22 protein-coding genes are annotated in these 24,341 nt (G+C 60.2%); 1 reads left to right on the top strand and 21 read right to left on the bottom strand.

The window, feature by feature from the left end; genetic code table 11:
• Nucleotides 1-2: 2 nt before the first annotated feature.
• From glmM to LHU53_RS12655, 4 genes are all read right to left on the bottom strand, one after another.
• Nucleotides 3-1,334, bottom strand: a complete 1,332-nt coding sequence (gene glmM, locus LHU53_RS12670; RefSeq protein WP_227333020.1) for a phosphoglucosamine mutase — start codon at nt 1,332-1,334, stop codon at nt 3-5.
• Between the two features lie 14 nt (nt 1,335-1,348).
• On the bottom strand, nt 1,349-2,236 hold the full coding sequence (gene folP / locus LHU53_RS12665; RefSeq protein ID WP_227333019.1) for a dihydropteroate synthase: 888 nt from the start codon (nt 2,234-2,236) through the stop codon (nt 1,349-1,351).
• A 52-nt stretch (nt 2,237-2,288) separates the two neighbouring features.
• Complete coding sequence (gene ftsH, locus LHU53_RS12660; RefSeq protein ID WP_227333018.1) at nt 2,289-4,208, bottom strand: ATP-dependent zinc metalloprotease FtsH; 1,920 nt, start codon at nt 4,206-4,208, stop codon at nt 2,289-2,291.
• Between the two features lie 100 nt (nt 4,209-4,308).
• Complete coding sequence (locus LHU53_RS12655) at nt 4,309-5,001, bottom strand: RlmE family RNA methyltransferase (protein WP_227333017.1); 693 nt, start codon at nt 4,999-5,001, stop codon at nt 4,309-4,311.
• Nucleotides 5,002-5,163: 162 nt separating this feature from the next.
• Between LHU53_RS12655 and LHU53_RS12650 the strand changes: the two genes are divergently transcribed.
• Complete coding sequence (locus LHU53_RS12650; protein WP_227333016.1) at nt 5,164-5,637, top strand: YhbY family RNA-binding protein; 474 nt, start codon at nt 5,164-5,166, stop codon at nt 5,635-5,637.
• 92 nt (nt 5,638-5,729) lie between these two features.
• On the opposite strand, the gene LHU53_RS12645 is transcribed toward LHU53_RS12650, so the two are convergent.
• The 17 genes from LHU53_RS12645 to uppS all read right to left on the bottom strand — a co-directional run bounded on the left by LHU53_RS12645 (nt 5,730) and on the right by uppS (nt 24,339).
• Nucleotides 5,730-6,119: a DUF4149 domain-containing protein gene (locus tag LHU53_RS12645; protein ID WP_370632298.1), complete on the bottom strand. Its 390-nt coding sequence runs from the start codon at nt 6,117-6,119 to the stop codon at nt 5,730-5,732.
• A 49-nt stretch (nt 6,120-6,168) separates the two neighbouring features.
• The gene (gene greA / locus LHU53_RS12640) at nt 6,169-6,645 is read right to left on the bottom strand and encodes a transcription elongation factor GreA (RefSeq protein ID WP_227333015.1); all 477 of its coding nucleotides are present in this window, start codon (nt 6,643-6,645) and stop codon (nt 6,169-6,171) included.
• Nucleotides 6,646-6,760: 115 nt separating this feature from the next.
• Nucleotides 6,761-10,060 carry a carbamoyl-phosphate synthase large subunit gene (gene carB, locus LHU53_RS12635; RefSeq protein WP_227333014.1) on the bottom strand — a complete coding sequence of 1,100 codons (3,300 nt, stop codon included), beginning with the start codon at nt 10,058-10,060 and terminating at the stop codon, nt 6,761-6,763.
• 57 nt (nt 10,061-10,117) lie between these two features.
• A complete protein-coding gene (gene leuE / locus LHU53_RS12630; protein ID WP_227333013.1) occupies nt 10,118-10,798 on the bottom strand; it encodes a leucine efflux protein LeuE in 681 nt (226 codons plus the stop codon).
• Nucleotides 10,795-11,982, bottom strand: coding sequence for a glutamine-hydrolyzing carbamoyl-phosphate synthase small subunit (carA, locus tag LHU53_RS12625; protein ID WP_227333012.1), 1,188 nt, complete (start codon nt 11,980-11,982; stop codon nt 10,795-10,797). Before carA ends, leuE begins: the two co-directional genes overlap by 4 nt.
• Nucleotides 11,983-12,168: 186 nt before the next feature.
• The gene (locus tag LHU53_RS12620) at nt 12,169-12,966 is read right to left on the bottom strand and encodes an RNA methyltransferase (RefSeq protein ID WP_227333011.1); all 798 of its coding nucleotides are present in this window, start codon (nt 12,964-12,966) and stop codon (nt 12,169-12,171) included.
• On the bottom strand, nt 12,963-13,727 hold the full coding sequence (gene rnhB, locus LHU53_RS12615; RefSeq protein ID WP_370632291.1) for a ribonuclease HII: 765 nt from the start codon (nt 13,725-13,727) through the stop codon (nt 12,963-12,965). Before rnhB ends, LHU53_RS12620 begins: the two co-directional genes overlap by 4 nt.
• Nucleotides 13,699-14,865, bottom strand: coding sequence for a lipid-A-disaccharide synthase (lpxB, locus tag LHU53_RS12610; RefSeq protein WP_227333009.1), 1,167 nt, complete (start codon nt 14,863-14,865; stop codon nt 13,699-13,701). The genes rnhB and lpxB overlap by 29 nt, the downstream gene beginning before the upstream one ends.
• 151 nt (nt 14,866-15,016) lie before the next feature.
• Nucleotides 15,017-15,811, bottom strand: coding sequence for an acyl-ACP--UDP-N-acetylglucosamine O-acyltransferase (gene lpxA / locus LHU53_RS12605; protein WP_227333008.1), 795 nt, complete (start codon nt 15,809-15,811; stop codon nt 15,017-15,019).
• A 10-nt stretch (nt 15,812-15,821) separates the two neighbouring features.
• Nucleotides 15,822-16,259, bottom strand: a complete 438-nt coding sequence (fabZ, locus tag LHU53_RS12600; RefSeq protein WP_227333007.1) for a 3-hydroxyacyl-ACP dehydratase FabZ — start codon at nt 16,257-16,259, stop codon at nt 15,822-15,824.
• Between the two features lie 16 nt (nt 16,260-16,275).
• Nucleotides 16,276-17,274, bottom strand: coding sequence for a UDP-3-O-(3-hydroxymyristoyl)glucosamine N-acyltransferase (lpxD, locus tag LHU53_RS12595; protein ID WP_227333006.1), 999 nt, complete (start codon nt 17,272-17,274; stop codon nt 16,276-16,278).
• Nucleotides 17,275-17,296: 22 nt separating this feature from the next.
• The gene (locus LHU53_RS12590; RefSeq protein WP_227333005.1) at nt 17,297-17,809 is read right to left on the bottom strand and encodes an OmpH family outer membrane protein; all 513 of its coding nucleotides are present in this window, start codon (nt 17,807-17,809) and stop codon (nt 17,297-17,299) included.
• Complete coding sequence (bamA, locus tag LHU53_RS12585) at nt 17,809-20,109, bottom strand: outer membrane protein assembly factor BamA (RefSeq protein ID WP_227333004.1); 2,301 nt, start codon at nt 20,107-20,109, stop codon at nt 17,809-17,811. The genes LHU53_RS12590 and bamA overlap by 1 nt, the downstream gene beginning before the upstream one ends.
• Nucleotides 20,110-20,155: 46 nt before the next feature.
• Complete coding sequence (gene rseP / locus LHU53_RS12580) at nt 20,156-21,517, bottom strand: RIP metalloprotease RseP (protein WP_227333003.1); 1,362 nt, start codon at nt 21,515-21,517, stop codon at nt 20,156-20,158.
• Between the two features lie 21 nt (nt 21,518-21,538).
• The gene (gene ispC / locus LHU53_RS12575) at nt 21,539-22,750 is read right to left on the bottom strand and encodes a 1-deoxy-D-xylulose-5-phosphate reductoisomerase (protein WP_227333002.1); all 1,212 of its coding nucleotides are present in this window, start codon (nt 22,748-22,750) and stop codon (nt 21,539-21,541) included.
• An 8-nt stretch (nt 22,751-22,758) separates the two neighbouring features.
• Nucleotides 22,759-23,604, bottom strand: a complete 846-nt coding sequence (locus tag LHU53_RS12570; RefSeq protein WP_227333001.1) for a phosphatidate cytidylyltransferase — start codon at nt 23,602-23,604, stop codon at nt 22,759-22,761.
• A 6-nt stretch (nt 23,605-23,610) separates the two neighbouring features.
• Entirely contained in the window at nt 23,611-24,339 is a 729-nt protein-coding gene (gene uppS / locus LHU53_RS12565; RefSeq protein WP_227333000.1) for a polyprenyl diphosphate synthase, read from the bottom strand.
• Nucleotides 24,340-24,341: the final 2 nt, after the last annotated feature.

The following is a 24,341-nucleotide window of genomic DNA, read 5'->3' as shown; positions in this document are numbered from 1 at the left end:
TTCTATTGGCTGATGGTTTTGGCAATGCGCTGAGCGCAGGCTTTGGCCAAGGCCGCGTCACGGGCTTCGACCATGACGCGCAAAAGGGGTTCGGTGCCGCTGGCGCGGATCAACACACGCCCACTTTGGCCGAGTTCGGCCTCCACGGCACGGGTTTCTTCTTCCAGCCGTGCGCTGGATTTCCAGTCCTGACCGGGTTGCAACCGCACATTGAGCAGGGTTTGCGGAAACAAGGTGACGTCTTTGAGCAGCGTCGACAGGTTTTGGCCGCTGCGCACCACCGTCTGCAACACCTGCAGCGCCGAGATCAGGCCGTCGCCGGTGGAGTGTTTGTCCAAAGCCAGCAGGTGCCCGGAGCCCTCACCACCCAGCAGCCAATGGTGCTTTTCCAGTACTTCCAGCACATAACGGTCACCCACCTTGGCGCGAACAAAGTCGACACCGCGCGACGTCAGGGCTACCTCCACCGCCATGTTGGTCATCAGCGTGCCGACCACGCCGGGCACCACCTCGCCACGGCGCAGGCGGTCGTCCACCATCAGGTACAACAACTCATCACCGTTGAACAGGCGCCCTTGGGCATCCACAATTTGCAGCCGGTCGGCGTCGCCATCCAGCGCCACGCCCATATCGGCACGGTGGGTCTTGACAGCCTCGACCAGCGCCTCGGGGTGGGTGGCACCCACGCCCCGGTTGATGTTCAGGCCGTCCGGCGCGCAGCCGATGGAAATCACCTCGGCGCCGAGTTCATGGAACACCTTGGGCGCGATGTTGTAGGCCGCACCATGCGCGGCATCAACCACGATGCGCATGCCCTTGAGGGTCAGGTTGTTGGCGAAGGTGCTTTTGCAAAATTCAATGTAGCGCCCGGCCGCATCGTCCAGCCGACGGGAACGACCCAGGTTGGCCGAGTCCACCCAGACCGGGTCCAGCGCCAGTACCGCTTCGACATCACGCTCCCACTCGTCCGAGAGCTTGGTGCCCTGGGCACTGAAAAACTTGATGCCGTTGTCTTCAAACGCGTTGTGGCTGGCGCTGATGACCACCCCGAGCGAGGCCCGCTGCGCCCGTGTCAGGTACGCCACGCCGGGTGTGGGTAAAGGACCCAGCAGCACCACATCCACCCCGGCCGAGTTGAAACCGCTCTCCAGGGCGCTCTCCAGCATGTAACCCGAGATGCGTGTGTCTTTGCCAATCAGCACAGTGGGACGCGCCTCGGTGCGCTTGAGCACCCGGCCCACCGCATGTGCCAGGCGCAACACAAAATCTGGTGTGATCGGCGCCTGCCCAACGGTGCCGCGAATGCCATCTGTCCCGAAATATTGACGCGTCATGGGGAAATGTGTCCTTAAAAGTCGATAGGTGTCAGTTCAGCTGATCTTATAGCGTCAAGCACACGCAACACTTGCACCGTTTCTTTGACGTCATGCACCCGAATGACAGATGCCCCCCGCTGCACCGCGCATAGCGCTGCGGCCAGGCTGGGGGCCAGGCGCTCTCGGGGAGCGAGCTTGTCATTCTGTTGCGCGGGGGCGGTCATACCCGCCAGGGACGACTTGCGCGACCAACCCAACAGCAACGGGTAACCCGCCGCCAGCAACTCTGACTGGCGCGCCAGCAGCGAGAAGTTCTGTGCCACGGTCTTGCCAAAACCAATGCCCGGGTCCAACACGATCCGAGACTTTTCGACCCCTAGCTCCATGAGCATCTGGGCAGAGCGCTCCAGAAAAGACCGTACCTGTGGCACCACATCACCCTGCATGGGCTGCACCTGCATCGTTTGCGGCTCCAGGTGCATGTGCATCAGGCAAACGCCGCATGTGGGGTGAGCCGCCACAACACGGACGGCATCGGCGTGGCCTTCTGCGTCGCGCCAGCGTAGCGCCCACACATCGTTGATGATGTCGGCGCCCAGGTCCAACACGGCCTGCATCAACTGCGGCTTGTAGGTATCCACTGACAACGGAACACCGAGCTTGACCGCCTCTTTAACCAGCGGTACCACCCGTGCCAGCTCATCTGACAGGCAAACTGGTGGCGCACCGGGCCGGGTGGATTCGCCACCGATGTCCAGAATGTCTGCGCCTTCACGGATCAACTGCTCGCAATGGGTGAGCGCGGACTGGGTTGTGGCATGGCAACCGCCGTCTGAAAAAGAGTCGGGAGTGACATTGACAATGCCCATCACTTGGGGACGGCTCAGGTCAATGTCAAAGCGCGTGGTTTGCCAGATCATGGTCAACAAAAACGGGGCTTGCGCCCCGTTGTCTGGAAGAAATCAAAAAAACTCAGGCTGCGTGAGGCGCTGCGTCGGTTTTCACAGCCGGGGTGCCACCGCTGCCGTTGTCAGTACCAGCGGCTGGCACACGCGGTGTCCAGTCCTTGGGCGGACGCGGCTCCTTGCCAGCCATGATGTCATCGAGTTGCTCGCTGTCGATGGTTTCCCACTCCAGCAAAGCCTTGGCCATGGCGTGCATCTTGGGGCTGTGCTCCTCGATCAGGCGGCGCGCCAGGGCGTACTGCTCGTCGATGATGCGGCGCACTTCGGCATCCACCTTCTGCATGGTTTCTTCGCTCATGTTGGTGGTCTTGGTCACCGAGCGGCCCAGAAACACCTCGCCTTCGTTTTCGGCATAGACCATCGGGCCCAGCGCTGCCGTCATGCCGTAACGCATCACCATGTCGCGGGCGATCTGGGTGGCGCGCTCAAAGTCGTTGCTGGCGCCAGTGGTCATCTGGTTCATGAACACTTCTTCGGCAATCCGGCCACCAAACAGCATGCTGATCTGGTTCAGCATGAACTCCTTGTCATAAGAGTAGCGGTCTTGCGCGGGCAAGCTCATCGTCACACCCAGCGCACGACCACGCGGGATGATGGTCACTTTGTGCACCGGGTCGCACTTGGGCAGCAACTTGCCGATCAGCGCGTGGCCCGACTCATGGTAGGCGGTGTTGCGGCGCTCTTCCTCGGGCATGACCATGCTCTTGCGCTCGGGACCCATCAGGATCTTGTCCTTGGCCTTCTCGAAGTCCTGCATTTCCACCGTGCGGGCATTGCGCCGCGCCGCCATCAAGGCCGCTTCGTTGCACAGGTTGGCCAGATCGGCGCCGCTCATGCCAGGCGTGCCGCGGGCGATCACGCCGGGATTCACGTCCGCGCTGACCGGGATCTTGCGCATGTGCACATTCAAAATCTGTTCACGGCCGCGAATGTCAGGCAGCGTGACATACACCTGACGGTCAAAACGGCCCGGACGCAACAGGGCGGCGTCCAGAATGTCAGGCCGGTTGGTGGCAGCCACGACGATCACACCCAGGTTGGTCTCAAAACCATCCATCTCGACCAGCATCTGGTTCAGCGTTTGTTCACGTTCGTCATTGCCACCGCCGAGGCCCGCGCCGCGCTGGCGACCGACCGCGTCGATTTCATCGATGAAGATGATGCAAGGCGCGTTTTTCTTGGCGTTTTCGAACATGTCGCGCACCCGGGAGGCGCCGACACCAACAAACATTTCGACAAAGTCCGAACCCGAGATGCTGAAAAACGGTACCTTGGCTTCACCCGCAATGCTCTTGGCCAGCAAGGTTTTACCGGTACCGGGCGGGCCAACCAGCAGCAGGCCACGCGGAATGCGGCCACCGAGTTTCTGGAACTTGGCCGGGTCTTTCAAGAAATCGACCACTTCCTTGACTTCTTCCTTGGCTTCATCGCAACCCGCCACATCCGCAAAAGTCACCGTGTTGGTGTTTTCATCCAGCAAACGTGCCTTGCTTTTACCGAAGCTGAACGCTCCGCCCTTGCCGCCACCCTGCATCTGGCGCATGAAGTACACCCAGACGCCAATCAGCAGCAGCATCGGGCCCCAGCTCACCAGCAGGGTCATCAGCACCGAACCTTCTTCTTTGGGGCGCACATCAAACTTGACGTCGTTAGCAATCAGGTCGCCCACCAGACCGCGATCCAGGTAAGTGGCGGTGGTGCGCACGCGGCGGTCGTCACTGGTGGTGGCGACGATTTCGGTGCCATTCTGACCTTCCAGGATGACGGCGCTTTTGATCTGGTTGTTGCGGACTTCTTCGAGAAAATCGGAGTAGCCCACGTACCCGGCCCCAGCTGCCGGACGGGTGTCAAACTGTTTAAAAACAGTGAACAGCACCATCGCGATGACCAGCCAGACCGCAATTTTCGAAAACCAAGGATTGTTCAAGCGTAGCTCCCGTAATGACTCAAGTGATGAGCAAAGGATTTAATGAGAAGGATTCTAGGCTTTTCAACCTATTTGAACCACCGCCTCAGGTTGATCATCCTCAGCGAACGCATGGAAATGTGGCCTTTTTCTGCACCAGACCCACCAGAAAAGTCTCTGACGAACGATCACGCGACGCTTTGGGCTTGATGCATTTGACAGTCACAAACATGTCGCGAAAGCGTTTGACCAGCGTATCGTAACTGCCGCCATGAAACACCTTGGCCACCAGCGCACCTTGCGGCTTGAGGTGCGACTGCGCAAATTCCAGCGCCAACTCCACCAAATGCTCGATCCGGGCAGCATCGGCCGAGTCGATGCCCGACAGATTGGGCGCCATATCGGAGATCACGACATCGGCCAACTGACCCTGCAGGTGACCGGCCAACTCGGCCAGCACAGCGTCCTCGCGAATGTCACCCTGGATGAACAATACATCTTCAATCGGTGCCATCGGCAGGATATCCAACGCGATGATGCGGCCATTCAACGCACCCGCCGCGGCACCACCGCCCTGCGCCGACTTGGGCGACATCTTGCGGCGCACATACTGGCTCCAGGCACCTGGGGTGGAGCCCAGGTCCACCACCAGTTGCCCGGGTTTGATCAGGTGCAGGTTCTCGTCAATTTCTTTGAGCTTGTAGGCCGCCCGCGCCCGGTAGCCGTCTTTTTGGGCCAGTTTGACGTAGGTGTCGTTGACATGGTCGTTGAGCCACGCTCGGTTGACTTTGCTGCTTTTGACTGCTGATTTCATATGCTTCTAATGTGTTGGGGACAGAGCAAACTCATTCGCTTCGCTCTCGTAGTTTGGTCTTTCCCTCAAGGTCTCAGGCTTTGGGGATAAAGCAACTGCTATTGCTTCGCTCATGTCAGTTGGTCTTTCCCGCAAGTTTTCACTCTGCCCGATAATACGGTCATGCCACAAATACTACTGACCCCCGCTCAACGCAAAGTTCACCGCGCCGATGCCCACCATCTTGACCCTGTGGTCATGATCGGCGGCGACGGTCTGACTGACGCCGTTAAAAAAGAAGCCGATGCTGCCCTGAACGCGCACGGCCTGATCAAGATTCGTGTGTTCTCCGATGATCGCGTCGCCCGTGAAGCCATGTTTGCCACGCTGGCTGACGAACTCAACGCAGCACCCATCCAACACATCGGCAAACTGCTGGTGCTCTGGCGGCCCATGCCCGAGCGTGAAAAAACCGTCGATGAAGACCGCATGCCTGGGCCCAAGGACGTCAAAGTTCTCAAGTTCAGCAAACGCGGCGGTCAACGCCCCGAAGTGAAAACCCTGCGCGTCTTGGGTAACCAGCGGCTCACGTCCGGTGGCCAGATCAAACGCGCCAAAAAGAAGCCGGTCAGCATCAAAAAGCGCAACCAAAGCTGAAACTTTGCGGGACAGAACAGGATTGACACGCCGTGAAATCTGCTCTGTCGCCACCTGATTGTCGAATGTCCATCTAGCGACGCTGGCAGCCCTCAATTCGCTTTTGCCACCAGCTTCCTGAAAGTCAGCCCGGCACAAATCCACTGAAACACATAAAGCCCGGTGCCGACGCTGTGCCACAGGCGCAAATTGTCGCGGGCGATGATGCGCGGGGCGACAGCCAGTTCCGACAATAGCGCCAACAGCATCCCGGCCACGATCCAAACCAAGGCTTCCTGTAACCGCGCCACCTGAGGATGCTCAGCTTCTGAGCGCGACGACAACAGCAATAAAAGCCCACCGACCACCGCGATCCAGGTCTGTACGGCAAACAACTTGGCTGCCATCTGACCCGCCATGGCGGATGTCGGCAGGTTGGCAAACAACATCGGCACCACGTAAAAACCCACCGTGGTCAGGCTGCCCCACCACAGGGCCGCCACCCAGACCGACAGCTTGGGCAAGATCGCGTTCACAGATCTGGCATTGCCATCAGCGATAGCTGACGCTGATGACTTCCCAGCGACGCAGGCCACCCGGTGCCTGCACCTCAGCCACGTCACCTTCTTCCTTGCCAATCAGGGCGCGGGCAATGGGGCTATTGATGTTCACCAGGCCAAGTTTGATGTCGGCTTCATCTTCACCGACGATCTGGTAGGTGACCTTGTCGCCAGTATCTTCGTCTTCCAGGGACACGGTGGCACCAAATACCACCCGGCCATCGGCGTGCAGGTCAGCCGGATCGATGATTTGTGCGGCCGAGAGCTTGCCTTCAATTTCCTGAATTCGGCCTTCCACAAAACCCTGTTTGTCCTTGGCGGCTTCGTATTCGGCGTTTTCGCTCAGGTCACCCTGCGCGCGTGCCTCGGCAATCGCATTGATAACGGCGGGGCGCTCAAAGGCTTTGAGCTGATGCAACTCGGCTTTGAGTTTGTCTGCGCCACGCTTGGTAATAGGAAGAGTCGCCACGAGAAGCTCCGTCAAAAAAGATGACCAACAGGTCTGCACAAAATGAAACCGCCGAACGTTGCCGTCCGGCGGTGTGGTCGAATTATGCCGCGAATTGGGCGTGTTGACGACGGTTTCAGCGTGTCAATAGCGCGTGCATCTCCTGCACCGAAATCACATCCAGCGAGTCCATACAACGCATGCCTTCCACCGCCGCCTCGGCCCCAGCGATCGTGGTGAAGGTGGTCACGCGGTTGAGCAGTGCGGAGGTGCGGATCTGCCGCGAGTCAGCAATCGCGTTGCGACGCTCTTCCACGGTGTTGATCACCAGCACAATCTCGTCGTTTTTGAGCATGTCAACAATGTGCGGGCGGCCTTCGGTAACCTTATTGACCACACCGCAAGGTACGCCCGCCGCATTGATGGCCGCTGCGGTGCCTTTGGTGGCAACAACGACAAAGTCCATAGCCACCAATGACCGCGCCACCTCGATCGCCTGCGGCTTGTCACTGCCTTTGACCGAGATAAACACCTTGCCACTCGGTGAACCATCGGCCTTGAAAGGACGCGGCAGCTTGGAGCCGGCTCCCATCTGCGACTTGACAAAGGCTTCACCAAAGGTTTTGCCAACCCCCATCACCTCACCGGTGGATTTCATCTCAGGGCCAAGAATCGTGTCCACACCAGGGAACTTGACAAATGGGAACACCGCTTCCTTGACGCAGAAATACGGTGGATGCACCTCGGCGCCAATGCCTTGGGCATCGAGCGTCTGACCGACCATACAACGTGCCGCGACCTTGGCCAACTGGATGCCAGTTGCCTTGGAGACAAAGGGCACGGTGCGCGAGGCACGCGGGTTGACCTCGAGCACAAAGATGATGTCCTGACCATCTTTTTGCTGGATCGCGAACTGCACATTCATCAAACCCACCACGTTCAGGCCTTCGGCCATGGCGGCGGTCTGGCGTTTGAGTTCGTCCACCGTGGCCTGTTTCAGGTAATACGGCGGCAGCGAACAGGCCGAGTCACCACTGTGCACACCGGCTTGTTCGATGTGTTCCATCACCCCACCGATGAAGACCCGACCGACCGAGTCACGCACCGCGTCCACATCACACTCGATGGCGTCGTTCAGGAAACGGTCCAGCAGCACTGGCGAGTCGTGGCTGACCTTGACGGCTTCGCGCATGTAGCGTTCCAGGTCGCGCTGTTCGTGCACGATTTCCATGGCACGGCCACCCAGCACATAACTCGGGCGCACCACCAGCGGGTAACCGAGTTCGGACGCTTTTTCCAGGGCCTCTGCCTCGGTACGGGCGGTGGCGTTGGGCGGCTGGCGCAATTTGAGTTCGTTGAGTAATTTCTGGAAACGCTCACGGTCTTCGGCCGCATCAATCATGTCGGGGCTGGTGCCGATGATGGGCACGCCGTTGGCCTCCAAGTCCAGCGCCAATTTCAAGGGCGTCTGGCCACCATACTGCACGATCACGCCGGTGGGCTTTTCCTTGTCAACGATTTCGAGCACGTCTTCAAGCGTCAGCGGCTCGAAGTACAACCTGTCCGAGGTGTCGTAGTCGGTGGACACGGTTTCGGGGTTGCAGTTGACCATGATGGTCTCGTAGCCGTCTTCACGCATCGCGAGTGCGGCATGCACACAACAGTAGTCGAACTCAATGCCTTGGCCAATGCGGTTCGGGCCACCACCGAGCACCATGATCTTTTTGCGGTTGGTCGGTTGTGCTTCACATTCCGAACCTTCGGCCTCGTAGGTCGAATACAGGTACGCAGTGTTGGTAGCAAATTCGGCAGCGCAGGTGTCGACACGTTTGTAGACCGGGCGCACGCCCAAAGCGTGGCGGCGGGCGCGCACAGCGGTATCGGTGGTCTTGAACTGTTTGGCCAGGCGACGGTCCGAAAAACCCTTTTGTTTGAGGGCACGCAGGGTGGCCGCGTCAATTGCGTCCAGTGCGGTGCCGATGGCAGGTTGTGGCAGACGTTCGATCTCCAGCTCCAGCTGGACAATCTGCTCGATCTGCACCAGGAACCACTTGTCGATTTTGGTGATCTCAAACACCTCATCCACACTCCAGCCGGCCGCAAACGCGTCACCTACGTACCAGATACGATCTGGACCCGGCTCGCCCAGCTCTTTTTCGAGCAGTTCGCGGTCTTGTGTCTTCTCGTTCATGCCGTCCACACCGACTTCCAGGCCACGCAGGGCTTTCTGGAACGATTCCTGGAAGGTACGGCCCATGGCCATCACCTCACCGACCGACTTCATCTGCGTCGTCAGGCGGCTGTCGGCAGCGGGGAATTTCTCAAAGGCAAAACGCGGGATCTTGGTGACCACATAGTCGATCGACGGCTCAAATGAGGCAGGCGTGGCACCACCCGTAATTTCGTTACGCAACTCATCGAGTGTGTACCCCACGGCCAGCTTGGCCGCCACCTTGGCAATCGGGAAACCCGTGGCTTTGGACGCCAGCGCGGAGGAGCGGCTCACACGCGGGTTCATCTCGATAACGACCATACGGCCATCTTTTGGGTTGATCGAGAACTGCACGTTGGAGCCACCGGTGTCGACACCAATCTCGCGCAACACCGCCAAAGACGCGTTGCGCAGGATCTGGTATTCCTTGTCGGTCAGGGTTTGCGCCGGGGCCACGGTGATCGAGTCGCCGGTGTGCACGCCCATCGGGTCCAGGTTTTCGATGGAGCAGACGATGATGCAGTTGTCGGCCTTGTCGCGCACCACTTCCATCTCGTACTCTTTCCAGCCGAGCAGGGATTCTTCAATCAACAACTCGTTGGTGGGCGAAGCTTCCAGGCCACGTTTGCAGATGACTTCAAACTCTTCCGGGTTGTAGGCGATACCGCCGCCGGTGCCGCCCAATGTGAAGCTCGGGCGGATCACCGTGGGGAAACCGACCGTGCGCTGCACCTCCCAGGCCTCGGCCATGCTGTGGGCGATGCCGGAGCGGGCCGAACCCAGACCAATTTTGGTCATCGCATCCTTGAACTTCAGGCGGTCTTCAGCCTTGTCGATGGCTTCCGGGGTGGCACCAATCAGCTCGACCGGCTTGCCGGTGGCGGCACCGGTGTATTTGTCGAGCACGCCGTTGTGCCACAGGTCCAGCGCGCAGTTCAACGCGGTCTGGCCCCCCATGGTCGGCAGGATCGCGTCTGGGCGTTCTTTGGCGATGATTTTCTCAACGGTTTGCCAGGTGATCGGCTCGATGTAGGTCACATCCGCCGTGGCCGGGTCGGTCATGATGGTGGCCGGGTTGCTGTTGATCAGGATGACCTTGTAGCCTTCTTCGCGCAGCGCCTTGCAGGCCTGCACACCCGAGTAATCAAACTCGCAGGCCTGGCCAATGATGATCGGACCCGCGCCGATGATGAGGATGCTCTTGAGATCGTTTCTTTTTGCCATTTTCAGTACCTAGTTGACCTGCAGCCCTTAATTAACAAGTGCCAGGCGCTATCAAAATCAATTCAAACTCGCGGTGGCCAGCTTGCCACCAAACCACAAAAACAAAGCCCCCACGCCGCCCGACAGACTGGCCGAGAGCCGCCTGCGCTGGGCAAACCCTTGCGCCAGGCGGGCACCCGCCAGAATCAGCGCGGACAGATACAAGGCGCTGAAAAACATCAGGATCACGCTGAGGATCAAAAACGGCAGCTCGGGGTGGGCATAACCGGGGTCGATGAACTGCACAAAGAACGACAGCAAAAACAAAATCGCCTTCGGGTTGAGCAGACTGATCACCAGCGCACGCTGAAACGGGTGGCGCATCGAAGCACGGTCGTCACTGGCTTGCTCGGGCGAACGCGCCGCCGTAGTGACCTCGGTGACCGCCGCAGCGCGCCAGGCCGACCAGGCACCGCGCAGCAACTGCACCCCAATCCAGCCCAGGTATGCCGCACCCACCACCTTGACCACCAGGAACATGGCCGGGTAGGTGCGCAGCAACCCCGCTGCGCCCAAAGCCGTAAGGATCAACAACACGGTATCGCCCACAAACACGCCAAACGCGCCCTGAAAGCCCGCCTTGACGCCACGCGCCGTGGCCACAGACAGCACATACATGGAATTGGGCCCAGGCAACAAAATGATGCCAAACGCGCCAATCACGTACGTCCACAGATCGGTGACGCCGTAAAAACTCACGCGCGCGCCTCCATGGACGCAATGAAGCGATCAAACAGGTAACCAATGTCGTGCGGACCGGGCGAGGCTTCCGGGTGGCCCTGGAAACAGAACGCGGGTTTGTCGGTGCGGGCCAGACCTTGCAGCGTGCCGTCAAACAGGCTGACATGGGTGGCACGCAGGTTGGCTGGCAGGGTTTTTTCGTCCACCGCAAAACCGTGGTTCTGGCTGGTGATGGAGACACGGCCGCTGTCCAGGTCTTTGACAGGGTGGTTGGCGCCGTGGTGGCCAAACTTCATCTTGAAGGTTTTGGCACCGCTGGCCAGCGCCATGATCTGGTGGCCCAGGCAGATGCCAAAGGTGGGGATGCCCGTCTCAATCAGCTCGGCCGCTGCGGCAATGGCGTAGTCACAAGGCTGCGGGTCGCCGGGGCCGTTGCTCAAAAAGATGCCGTCCGGCTGGTGCTTGAGCACTTCGGCCGCCGGGGTTTGCGCGGGCACCACGGTCACCCTGCAACCACGCTGGGCCAGCATACGCAGGATGTTTTTCTTGACACCAAAGTCATACGCCACCACGTGAAAACGCGGTGTGGTCTGTTCACCGTAACCGGGCGCGTTGTCCAGCGCCGGGTTGAACAACTCCCACTCGGTTTGGGTCCAGGCGTAAGCAGTCGGGCTGGACACCACCTTGGCCAGGTCGGCACCGGCCATGCTGGGTGCTGCTTTGGCCAGCGCCACGGCTTTGTTGATGGCCGTGGGTGTGACGGCCTCACCGGCAGCCAGCGCCAGGATGCAGCCGTTTTGGGCGCCCTGGGTGCGCAACTGGCGGGTGAGCTGGCGGGTGTCGATATTGGCAATGGCCACCGTGCCCTCACTCACCAGGTACTCGCTGAGCGTCTGGGTGGCGCGGAAGTTGGAGGCCAGCAATGGCAAATCCTTGATGATCAGGCCGGCGGCGTGGACCTTGTCGGCCTCCACATCTTGCGGGTTGACACCGTAATTGCCGATGTGGGGGTAAGTCAGCGTGACGATTTGCTGGCAGTAGCTGGGGTCGGTCAGGATTTCCTGGTAGCCGGTCATGGCGGTGTTGAACACCACCTCGCCCACCGTCGAGCCGGTGGCACCAATGGAATGACCGATATAGACCGTGCCGTCTGCGAGCGCCAGGATGGCGGGTGGGGTGTTTCCCTTGAGAGACAAAAGCACTGGGTTCTCCGAAATAGTTGCGGGTACGCCCATGCACACGCAGGAGTGGGCCTCCTGGCTTGCTTTTTATGTGGGGATGGGGCTTGTGCGCAGAGCGTACGCGGATGCAAAAAAGCCCCAAATTATAGCCGACGCACCCCGTTTTGAGGCCTTAGCAGGCCCGCTCGCCTGCGCTCCGCGTCAGGTTTACCCGAGGTTGGCTGTGGCGCTGGCGTGCAGGCAAATGGCCGCCGCGGTGGCCACATTCAACGACTCTTCTCCACCCGGCTGGGCGATGCGTACATGGTGGGTGGCGCGCGCCTGCAATGCGCTGCACACGCCCTGCCCTTCATGACCCAGCGCCCAGATACACGGCATAGGTAGCTCTTGCTTTTGTAGCATTTGGTGCAAAAAATGACCTTGGTGTGAGCTGGTCACCAGCAATGGCAGGGTGAGCTGATCCAGCACCGCCAGGTCTTCGCCCTCCAGCAGTTGCAGGCCCCAATGCGCCCCCATCCCTGCACGCAAGACCTTTGGCGCCCACAGCGCCGCTGAGCCTTTGAGCGCCACCACCTGCTTGAAACCAAACGCCGAGGCGCTGCGCAAAATGGCACCCACATTGCCCGCATCTTGCACACGATCCAGAATCACTGTGGCCGCTTGGGCTTGCAGCGCCGGGCTGGTCGGCAGATCAAACACAAACCCCATGCGTGCGGGTGACTCCAGGGCGCTGATGCTGTCATACAGCGGGTCTGCCATCACGATATTTTTGGTGGCTAGCGACCCATATTGCGCCTCGGCGACAGGCCAAAAGGACGCTGAAAAAATGCCCAGGGTTGGGCGCACGTGACGCACCGCTGCAGCGCGCACCAAGTGGTCACCTTCCGCCCAGAAACGACCCTGCTTGCGGTAATCAGTGCTACCGTGGGCCAGGCGCTTGAGCTCCTTGAGCAAGGGGTTGTCGCGCGAGGTGATCACGACGCCATCATGCAGGGGGGCTCTCACAGCAGCTCCGCCATGCCCGCATTGGCAGCCAGAATTGTGCTGTGTGCGACCACTTGCGCCAGACCCGCCACCGCGGTACCCGCATCGCGCTTCAAAACAGCGCGCACCGGTGCAAACGTCTGACGGTGCAAGGGGCTGGCGCCCTCGGATTGCAACGCCGACAGATGTTGCGCGGTGCCATAACCCTTGTGACGGGCAAAACCATAAGCCGGATAGCGGGCATCCACCTCATCACACCAACGGTCTCGGGTGACCTTGGCCAGGATGGAGGCTGCAGAAATGGCGGCAACCAGCGAGTCGCCCTTGACGATGGCCTCGCAGCGCATCGGCAACACCGGCAGGCGGTTGCCATCGACCAGCACCAGCTTGGGCGCCAGCCGCAAACCGTGTACTGCGCGGCGCATGGCCAGCAGCGTGGCTTGCAAAATATTGAGCTGGTCGATCTCTTCCACGCTGGCCTGGGCCACCGCAAAACACAGCGCCTTGGCACGAATCTCGTCAAACAGCAGTTCGCGGCGTTTGGCGGTGAGCTGCTTGGAGTCCGCCAGCCCTTTGATCGGGTGCAGGTCGTCCAGAATCACCGCCGCAGCCACCACCGGTCCGGCCAGCGGGCCGCGGCCTGCCTCGTCCACGCCAGCGACCAGGCCGTTGCCCCCCCACTGCAACGCCACTTGCTGCAAGCCGGCCTGATTGGCGCGGCGCGCTTTCGGCGCTTTGTTCACCACATGGGGTTCAGGCTTCGAGGACGGTCGCGATGGCATAAGCGGCAAGGGTCGGGGTGTCGCGCTGCAACTCGGCATGCAGCGCGGAAAAACGTTGTTCAAGGCGCTGCATTTTCGCCGGATCTTGCAAGGGGGCGTCCAGCCAGGCCAGCACTTCTTTGGCCAGCGCCTGCGGCGTGGCAGCATCCTGCAACAACTCAGGCACCACAAAGTCGCGGCACAAAATGTTGGGCAGTCCCACCCACGGTTGCAGCTTTTTGCGCCGCATGATCTGCCACGACAGCGCACCCATGCGGTAAGCAATCACCATCGGGCGCTTGAACAGGGCAGCCTCCAGCGTGGCGGTGCCGCTGGCGATGAGCGTCACGTCACACGCCGCCAGCACGGTGTGTGACTGGCCATCCACCACACGCAACACGTCACCCAGGCCGCTGGCCGCAGCGGCCACCGCAATCTTCTGGCGCAGCGCCGGTACGGCCGGCACGATGAACTGTGTCGCTGGTTGCCCCTGGCGGATCAGGGCTGCAGCCTGAAAAAACACGTGAACCAGATGCCGTACTTCGGACTCGCGGCTGCCCGGCAGGATGGCCACCACGGGTTGATCTGGCGCCAGGCCGAGTTTGGCACGGGCCTGGGCCCGGTCTGGCACCATCGGGATCACATTCGCCAGCGGGTGGCCGACATAGGTGGCAGCAATGCCGTGCCGGGCCAGCAGTTCAGGCTCAAATGGGAAGATGCACAACACATGGTCGACGCTGCGCTTGATTTTTTCAAGCCGCTCGGGCCGCCAAGCCCAGACCGAGGGGCAGACAAAATGCACGGTTTTGATGCCCTGCGCCTTCAGGGCCGCTTCCAGATCCAGGTTGAAATCCGGCGCATCCACGCCGATGAACAGGTCAGGTTTGTTGACCAGCAAGCGGGTTTTGAGCTGGTTGCGGATGCCGACAATCTCGCGGTAACGGCGCAACACCTCCCAGCCAAAACCATGCACCGAGAGTTTGTCGTGTGGCCACCAAGCCTCAAAACCACGCTTGGCCATCTGTGGCCCGCCAATGCCAAAACTCCTCAAATCAGGCCAGCGCTGTTTCATGCCGTCGAGCAGCAACCCCGCCAGCAGGTCGCCAGAGGTTTCACCGGCAACCAGCGCAGCGTTGAGCGCTTTTTCAGATTTCAACATACGTCTAGCGAGGTAGGGACTCTCGGCGGCTGACGATTTGGCTGCGCCGAAACTGCGTTTTCTGGTACCCCAGTATGAGGGAGCCGCCCAGAGTCCCTGCCTTGCGGGTTCAAAGTGCAAACGCCTGCATCAAACCAGCATGCCTGAAACATCAGCGGACAATGCCACGCTGAGGTGATGTTTGCTTCAAAAATGAAAGCATCATCTGAACGTCCGGCAGAGATTCAGGATGGTTTTCAGGGAGACTGGCGATGCGCTCCATAGCCACCTGCAAGGTCAGGTCATCACGGTACAAGGCCTTGTGCATGGCCTTGACCGCCGAGATGCGCTCCGCTGAGAAACCCCGGCGGCGCAGACCTTCAAAGTTCATCGAACGCGCGGCGGCGGGTTGGCCCTGGCACATCACAAACGGTGGCAGGTCGGCAAACAGCAGCGTGCACATCGCCGTCATGCTGTGTGCACCGATGCGCACAAACTGGTGCACCACGGTGAACCCGCCAAAAATGGCCCAGTCACCCACATGCACATGACCGGCCAACTGGGTGTTGTTGGCAAAAATGGTGTTGTTGCCCACCTGGCAGTCATGCGCCAAATGCACATAAGCCATCAACCAGTTGTCGTCACCGACGCGCGTTACACCCAGATCACCGGGCGAACCGATGTTGAAGGTACAAAACTCGCGGATGGTGTTGCGGTGACCAATGATCAGTTCACACGGCTCCCCTGCGTACTTTTTGTCCTGCGGAATGGCACCGAGTGACGCAAACTGAAAGATGCGGTTGTCCTGGCCAATCGTCGTGTGGCCTTCAATGACCACGTGCGGGCCGACCGTGGTGCCCGCACCAATCTTGACGTGCGGCCCGATAACGCTGTAAGGCCCGACGGTGACCGAGCCGTCCAACTCGGCGGTGGGGTCAACGATGGCAGTGGCGTGGATGGCGCTCACGATGTTGACCTCAGGCAATTTTGCGCATCGCGCAAGTGAGTTCGGCCTCCACGGCCAGGTTGCCGTCCACCTCAGCACGCGCCTTGAACTTGAAAATACCGGCTTTCATGCGCAGCAGCTCCACGTGCAGGATGAGCTGGTCACCCGGCTCCACCGGCTGCTTGAAGCGGGCGTTGTCGATCCCGGCAAAGTAATACACCATGTCGTCGGTGGGTGACGTGTCCATCGCGTCAAACGCCAGCAGCGCCGCCGCTTGCGCCAGTGCTTCCAGCATCAAAACACCGGGCATCACCGGGCGGTGCGGGAAATGGCCGGTAAAAAACGGCTCGTTGATGGTCACATTTTTCAGCGCGCGGATGGATTTGCCCTTGTCAATCTCCAGTACACGGTCCACCAGCAAAAACGGGTAACGGTGCGGCAACTGCTTGAGAATTTGATGAATATCCATGAACTTGACCTTATTTTTAATTGGAAGATGTGTGGGGTGTCAGCTGTTTCACCTGGGCTTCCAGCGCGCGAATGCGCTCGCGCAGGTTGGCCAGCTGTTTGACGGAAGCCGCATTTTTTTCCCAGGCCGCGTTGTCGTCAATCGGAAACATGCCGGTGTAATGACCGGGCTTCAGGATGGAGCGGGTGGCCACCGAGGCAGCCGAGATGTTGACACCGTCCGCCAGGGTCAGGTGCCCCAGCACCACCGCGCCCCCACCCACGGTGCAGTGCGCGCCAATGTGCGCGCTGCCCGCCACGCCCGAGCAGCCCGCCATAGCGGTGTGGGCACCCACAAACACGTTGTGGCCGATCTGGATCAGGTTGTCGAGCTTGACGCCGTCTTCAATCACCGTATCAGCAAGCGCACCGCGGTCAATGCAAGTGTTGGCACCAATCTCGACATCGTTGCCGATGCACACGTTGCCGAGTTGCTCGATCTTGACCCAGGTGCCGTTGTCGGGCGCAAAACCAAAGCCGTCAGCCCCAATCACCACGCCGGGGTGCAACAGGCAACGTTCGCCAATGCGGCAGTTTTCGCTGACGGTGACACGGGATTTGAGGACCGTGTCCGCACCAATCTGCGCGCCCGCCTCTACCACACACAGTGCACCTATTCGGGCGCTAGGGTGAACACTGGCCTGCGGGTCCACCACGGCAGAGGGGTGAATCAAGGCTGTGGTGCGCTGAGGCAGGGTCTTTTTCCAGAGCTGGGTGGCACGGGCAAAGTACAAATAAGGGTTGTCCGTCACGATGCAGTCACCGCGCGCCTGCGCCACGGTCTGCATGTGCGGGCTGACGATGACACACCCCGCCTTGGAGGCCGCCAACTGCGGCTGGTACTTGGGATGACTCAGGAAACTCAAGTGTTGTGGCTGGGCCGCTTCCAGAGAAGCCAGCCCCTCAATCACCCGCTCGGCATCACCCAAAAGTGCCCCGCCCAGCGAGGCAACGAGGGCTCCTACGCTCAAAACCACCCGCGGCTACCCTGTCGGTGAATTACTTGGCAGCGGGCACGTTCAGTGCCTTGATGACCTTGTCGGTCATGTCGTGTTTGGGATTCACGTACACCGCGTCCTGGAAAATGATGTCGTATTTTTCGGCGACCGCAATGTCCTTGATGGCCTTGTTGGCGCGCTGGATCACCTGCTGCAGTTCCTCATTTTTGCGGGCATTCAGGTCTTCCTGGAACTCGCGACGCTTGCGCTGAAAGTCACGATCCTGATCCAGCAACTGCTTCTGCCGCGTGACGCGTTGGGCTTCGGGCAGCGTGGGCGCCTCACGCTCGAAATTGTCAGCCGCAGACTTGATGCCGGCACCCATGTCGGTGAGATCTTTCTCACGCTTGGAAAACTCCTGCTCCAGCTTGGTCTGGGCGGCCTTGGCAGCTGCCGCCTCTTTGAGCACGCGATCCGTGCTGACAAAACCAATCTTGATGTCTTGCGCCTGTACCGACAGACACAAGAAACCAGCCGTCAACACAACGGCCAAGCGACGTACATAGTGGTTCATTAGAAACTCGTCCCGATTTGAAATTGCATGGTCTGGATTTTATCGCCGTCATACTTCTTCAGCGGCTTGGCGAACGCCAGGCGCAGTGGTCCGACCGGTGAAATCCAGCTGATACCGACACCGGCAGAGGCCCGAAGGGCGCTGGCATTGGCGTTGATAGCCAGACCATCGTCGTCCCCACCGACCATGCCGGCATCGACAAAACCATACATGCGCAAGGAGCGGTCGTTACCCGCGCCTGGGAAAGGCGTCAATATTTCCATATTGACATTGACCTTGCGGTTGCCGCCGATGGCGGTGTCGGTGATATCACGTGGCCCCAGGGTGCCTTGCTCAAAGCCCCGCACCGAACCCAGACCACCACCATAAAAGTTCTTGAACACCGGGTAAGACTTGTCACCCATGGATTTGCCCCAACCAACTTCCGCATTGAAGGCTGCGGTGTATTGCTTGCTCAGCGGAATATATTGCTGGAACTGGTAAGTGCCACGCAAATACCGCGCATCACCGGCAAACGACCACTCGGCGTTGGCCCGCTGATACCGCCCGCTGGTGGGTGCCAGCGCGCTGTCGCGGTTGTCGCGTGCCCAACCAGCCGTGAACGGGATGGCAGAGCTGGTTTTGCCGTATTCAGTGATGTGATCTTTGTACGACTGGGGCAGCAAGGTGCCCTCTTCGATGGTGGTTTGCTCAATACCTGCACCAAAAAACACCGTGTCGATTTCAGTGAACGGCACCCCGAAGCGCAGGGCTCCGCCCGAGGTGATCAGCTTGTAGTAGTCCTGGTCTTCGTACGGGCTGCTGGTCTTGTGATAGACGTCGATGGTGCGAGAGACACCGTCTTCGGTGAAGTACGGGTCGGTGGTGCTCAGCACCACCACTCGGTTGATCTTGCTGGTGTTGATCTGGATGCCCAGCGAATTCCCCGAGCCAAAGGCGTTTTCCTGCTTCAAACCAAATGATAGGCCCAAGCCGTCGCCACTGGAGAACCCGGCACCCAGACTCAAGCTGCCGGTGGGTTTTTCGGTGACGTTGAGCGTCAGGTCCACCTGATCCGGGGCGCCGGCGACCTCCTGGGTTTCCACCGCTACATCACCAAAGTAGCCTAGCCGGTCAACACGGTCGCGTGAGCGGCGAATTTTGTCACCGTCGTACCAGGACGACTCCAGCTGCCGGAACTCGCGGCGCACCACCACGTCGCGCGTGCGGGTGTTGCCCGCCACGTTGATCTTGCGCACATAGGCCCGGCGTGAGGGGGTGGCCTGCAGCGTCAGGGCCACCAGGTTGTTGACCCGGTCAATCTCGGGCACGGCTTCCACGCGGGCAAAGGCGTAACCGAAGTTGCCAAAATAGTCGGTGAAGGCTTTGCTGGTCTTGGCGACTTCGTCGGCGTTGTAGGCCTGGCCGGGGCGAATGGAGACGAGCGTCTTGAATTCATCGTCCTTACCCAGGTAGTTACCCGCCAGCTTGATGCCGCTGACCACAAAACGCTCACCTTCGGTGATGTTGATGGTGATGCCGATGTCGGTCTTGTTGGGGTCAATCGCCACCTGGGTGGAGTCCACCTTGAACTCCAGGTAACCACGGGTCAGGTAATACGAGCGCAGGGTTTCAATGTCCGCATTCAATTTGGCGCGAGAGTACCGGTTGGACTTGGTGTACCAGCTCATCCAGCCACCGGTGTCCAGGTCAAACAGGCCACGCAGCGTGGATTCGCTGAACACCTGGTTACCCACAATGCGGATCTCGCTGATCTTGGCGGGCTCACCTTCTGTCACGGTAAAGGTCAGATTGACGCGGTTGCGCTCAATGGGCGTGACGGTGGTGACAACTTGCGCGGCGTACAAGCTGCGGTTGATGTACTGGCGTTTGAGTTCCTGCTCGGCGCGGTCCAGCTGCGCCTTGTCAAACGGGCGGCCATCTGCCAGCCCGACATCGCGCAGGGATTTGACCAGCACGTCCTTGTCAAATTCCTTGGTGCCGACAAATTCGACATTGGCCACCGTGGGGCGTTCTTCGACCACCACCACCAGCACATCGCCATTCACCTCGATACGCACGTCCTTGAACAAGCCCAAGGCAAACAGCGCGCGGATGGCGGCCGAGCCCTTGTCGTCGTTGTAGGTGTCACCCACCTGAACTGGCATCGAGACAAACACCGTGCCCGGCTCCACACGCTGCAGGCCTTCGATACGGATGTCACGCACGGTGAAGGGGTCCACCGCCCAAGCGGCAGGTGCGGCCAATACCAAAGCAGCCACCGCAGACAGGGCGTTGAGGCGAAAACGATTGAATTGCATGATGAAAATGAAGAATTTAAGGTTGTGCCAAGTGGCACAACAACAGTTAACCGAGCAAGCGGGCAATATCGTTGAAAAAAGCGATCGCCATCATGACGACCAACAAGGCAATACCGCCCCGCTGCAGCCGCTCCATCCAGAGATCAGACACTGGCTTGCCTGTCACAGCCTCCCAAAGATAATACATCAGGTGTCCACCGTCCAAAACCGGCAGCGGCAGCAGGTTCAGAACACCCAGACTGACACTCACCAAGGCCAGAAACACCAGGTATTGAACCACCCCCATGCCCGCCGATTTGCCGGCAAAGTCGGCAATGGTGAGCGGACCACTGATGTTCTTCAGGGACGCTTCGCCCACCAGCATCTTGCCCATCATGGTGAGGGTCAAGACCGAGACATCCCACGTTTGCGCCATACCGCGCGAGAGGCCTTCAAAGGGACCGTATTGCACCGTCACAAAAGTCGGCCTGGAGCCAACAAACGCGCCAATGCGCCCCACGGTTGTGTCGCCGTCCGTCACAATTTTGGGCGTCAGCGTGAACTCGAGCAGTTGCCCCTGGCGAAGAATTTTCCAGCGTTGAGCCTGGGCCTGACCGTTCGCGCCCGAGGCACGGATGACACGGCGCAGTTCCTGGCCATCCAGCACCGGCTTGCCGTCGATGGACTGCACTTCGTCCCCTTCCAGCAACCCCGCCAGGGCGGCGGCACCGTCGGCCTCCGTCTGGCCAATGGTGGGGCGCGTCAGCGGGCCGGTGATGCCCATGCGGGCAAACAAGTCGGCATCCACCTGACTGGATTCCAGCGTGGACAGCGGCAACAGCACTTCATGCTCTGCAGAACCGGATGCCCCCGCAAGGATCAGGCGCACATCCTCCCGGTTGATCGCGCCTTGGGTCAAGGCCCAACGCAGGTCTTCAAACGAGTTGACATCTGACACATCAGCGTCAACCGCGCCGGCCTGGACCACCCGTTCGCCCCCCTGGATACCCGCCTTGCTGGCCAGTGACCCCATCGGCGGCGGGCTCAAAATGGCCTCGGGCTGCTCAACGCCGATCCAGCTCACACCGGCGTAAAGGAACACCGCCAGCAGCAGATTGGCCATGGGGCCTGCCAACACAATCGCCGCACGGCGGCTCAAAGGCTGGGTGTTGAAAGCCAAGTGCCGCTCGTCAGGCGCCACTGGCGCTTCACGTTCATCCAGCATCTTGACAAAACCACCCAGCGGAATCAGCGCCAGCACAAATTCGGTGGACGACGGATTGGCCTGCCAGCGCCACAGCGGCTTGCCAAAACCAATTGAAAACCGCAGTACCTTGACGCCACAAGCCACCGCCATGCGGTAGTGACCGTACTCATGGATGGCAATCAGCAGCGCAATGGCAACAATGAAAGCAGGCAGTGTCAGCATGCGAAGGTGGTCAGTGCACGGTCAACGGCCAAGGCGCTGCGCGACGTTTTCAGCAGCACGGCGTGACTGGGCATCCAGCGCCAGCAAATCCTCCAGCGACCCCGGGGGGGCGGGACTGATGGCCCCCAAGGTGTCCAGGTTGACCCCATGGATCTGGTCAAACCGAATCCGTCCGTCCAGAAACGCGGCCACAGCCACCTCGTTGGCAGCGTTCAGGACCGCCGTGCTGCCAGGCGCGGCATCCAGCACCGACCAGGCCAGCCTCAAGCCGGGGAAACGTGCGTCATGGCCGTGCGCGTGGATGGACTCAAAAGTCATGTCCGCCATCCGGCTGAAATCCAGTGCGGTGGCGCCCGAGGTCACACGGTCCGGCCAGGACAGACCGTAGGCGATCGGCACCTTCATATCGGGGGTGCCGAGCTGGGCAATGACCGAGTGGTCACGGTACTGCACCATCGAATGGATCACGCTCTGGGGGTGGATCACCACGTCAATCTGTGCGGGCAACACGCCAAACAGGTAGCGAGCCTCGATCACTTCCAGCGCCTTGTTCATCATGGTGGCGGAATCCACCGAGATCTTGCGGCCCATCACCCAGTTGGGGTGCGCACAGGCCTGCTCAGGCGTGATCGCCGCAAATCCGGCCGGGTCGTGGCGGCGAAACGGGCCGCCGGAGGCGGTCAGAATGATCTTGTGAATCTGCGCAGCCCAGGTGTCGGCATCATCCGGCAGCGACTGAAACACAGCCGAGTGTTCACTGTCGATCGGCAGCAACTTGGCGCCGCCCTGCTGCACGGCCTGCAGGAAATAATCTCCCCCCACCACCAAGGCTTCCTTGTTGGCCAACAGCAAACGTTTGCCAGCACGGGCCGCTGCCAGACAAGACGCCAGCCCCGCCGCGCCGACGATGGCGGCCATGACGGTATCCACCTGGTCATGCGCCGCGATTTCTTCGATGGCTTTTGGACCCGACAGCACCTGGGTCGACAGGCTGTTTTCCCGACATTTTTGGGCCAGGGCGCGACCATGCTCAACACTGGCCATGACGGCAAAACGGGGCTTGAACTGCACACACTGCGCCAGCATCTTGTCCACTTGCGTCGACGCACTGAGCGCAAACACCTCAAAGCGATCGGGGTGCAACGCGATGACGTCAAGCGTGCTGACACCAATCGAGCCGGTTGAGCCCAGAATCGCCACCCGTTGCTTTTTCAGAGCAGATTTTTCCGTCATGAAGGTTCTCAAAAAGATATCAACATCATCGCCAAAGGCAAGGTTGGCAGCAGCGCGTCCACCCGGTCCAGCACACCGCCATGCCCAGGCAGCAAGGCGCTGCTGTCTTTCACGCCAGCACTGCGTTTGACCAGTGATTCCACCAAGTCACCCACCACGCTCATCGCCGCCATGAACACCACCGCCATCACCATGAAGCTCAGGCCTTTGGTGCCAAGCAGGGTGTAGAAACTGGGCACGGCAGCGCCGCTGGCTGCATCCGCAAAACGCCACACCATCGCCATCAGAACGACACCGAGCATGCCACCCCAGACACCCTCCCAGCTTTTGCCGGGACTGATGGACGCGGCCAGCTTGCTGCGAGTGAAACGCCCGCCCAGCGCACGGCCGGCAAAATAGGCACCGATATCGGCCATCCAGACCAGCGCCAGCACCGAGAGCAAAAAGTTGGTGCCCAACAACCTGGCTTGCGCTACCGCCAGCCAGGTCAGACACAAAGCCGCCAGCCCCAGACCGAGCCGAACCGACACGGCCACCTGCGCCCAGGCAGGAACACCTGCCCTGAGGATCCAAGCCCCAGCCAGCACCCACACCAAACCCGTCAGCAACCAAAGGCGTGGCAAGGTCTCAGCCAGCAAGCCAGACCACCACATCCAGGCGCAGGCCGCCACGCACAGCCCGCCAGCGGCCAGGGATGCCGCTCCCTTGAGCCCGTTCATGCGCGCCCACTCCCAGCCAGCTGCGGCAATGAACAGACCAGCGACGACGAAGAAGGGTTCGGGATGAACGTAAAACAGTGCTGGCAACAGCACCATCAGCAGCACCAGCGCGGTCAAGACCCGTTGTTTGAGCATGACAGGCTAGACGGCATCAGCCGAAGTGGGCTCGCCATCCAGCTGATCGGAGGTCATGCCAAAACGCCGCTCACGTTGGGCAAACGAAGCAATCGCCTGATCCAGCGCCGCCTCATCAAAATCTGGCCACAACACATCGGTAAAGAAAAACTCTGAGTAGGCCGTTTGCCAGAGCAGAAAATTGCTCAAACGATGCTCCCCGCCGGTGCGGATCACCAGATCAGGGTCAGCCACATGCGCCATCGACATGGCACGGTTCAGATTCACCTCGGTGATGGGTAGGCCTTGGTCAGCGAGTTTCTGGGCAGCTTGCGCGATGTCCCAGCGCCCGCCGTAATTGAAGCACGCATTGAGAACCAGACGGGTGTTGCCGGCGGTGGCGGCTTCGCCCTCTTCCATGCTGCGCAACACCCTCGGCGACAAGCCACGGCGATCACCGACAAAGCGCAATTGCACCCCGTCTTCTTTGAGTTGCTTGACTTCGCGCGTCAGCGCCATGGCAAACAAATCCATCAGGCTCGATACTTCTTCCGTGGGACGTTTCCAGTTTTCTGAAGAAAACGCAAACACCGTCAACACGCGGATGCCGCGGGCATCACACGCCTTGGCACACCGCTTGAGCGATTCAACACCCTGCCGATGCCCCGCGATACGTGGCAAATACCGCTTGTTCGCCCACCGTCCGTTGCCATCCATCACGATGGCAATGTGGTGGGGAACCTGATCGTAGGCCATGG

The sequence above is a fragment of the Rhodoferax sp. U2-2l genome, assembly GCF_020594515.1.
Taxonomy (GTDB): Bacteria; Pseudomonadota; Gammaproteobacteria; order Burkholderiales; family Burkholderiaceae_C; genus Rhodoferax.
Note: the sequence above shows the minus strand (reverse complement) of the source record. Positions and strands in the feature narration are given on the sequence as shown.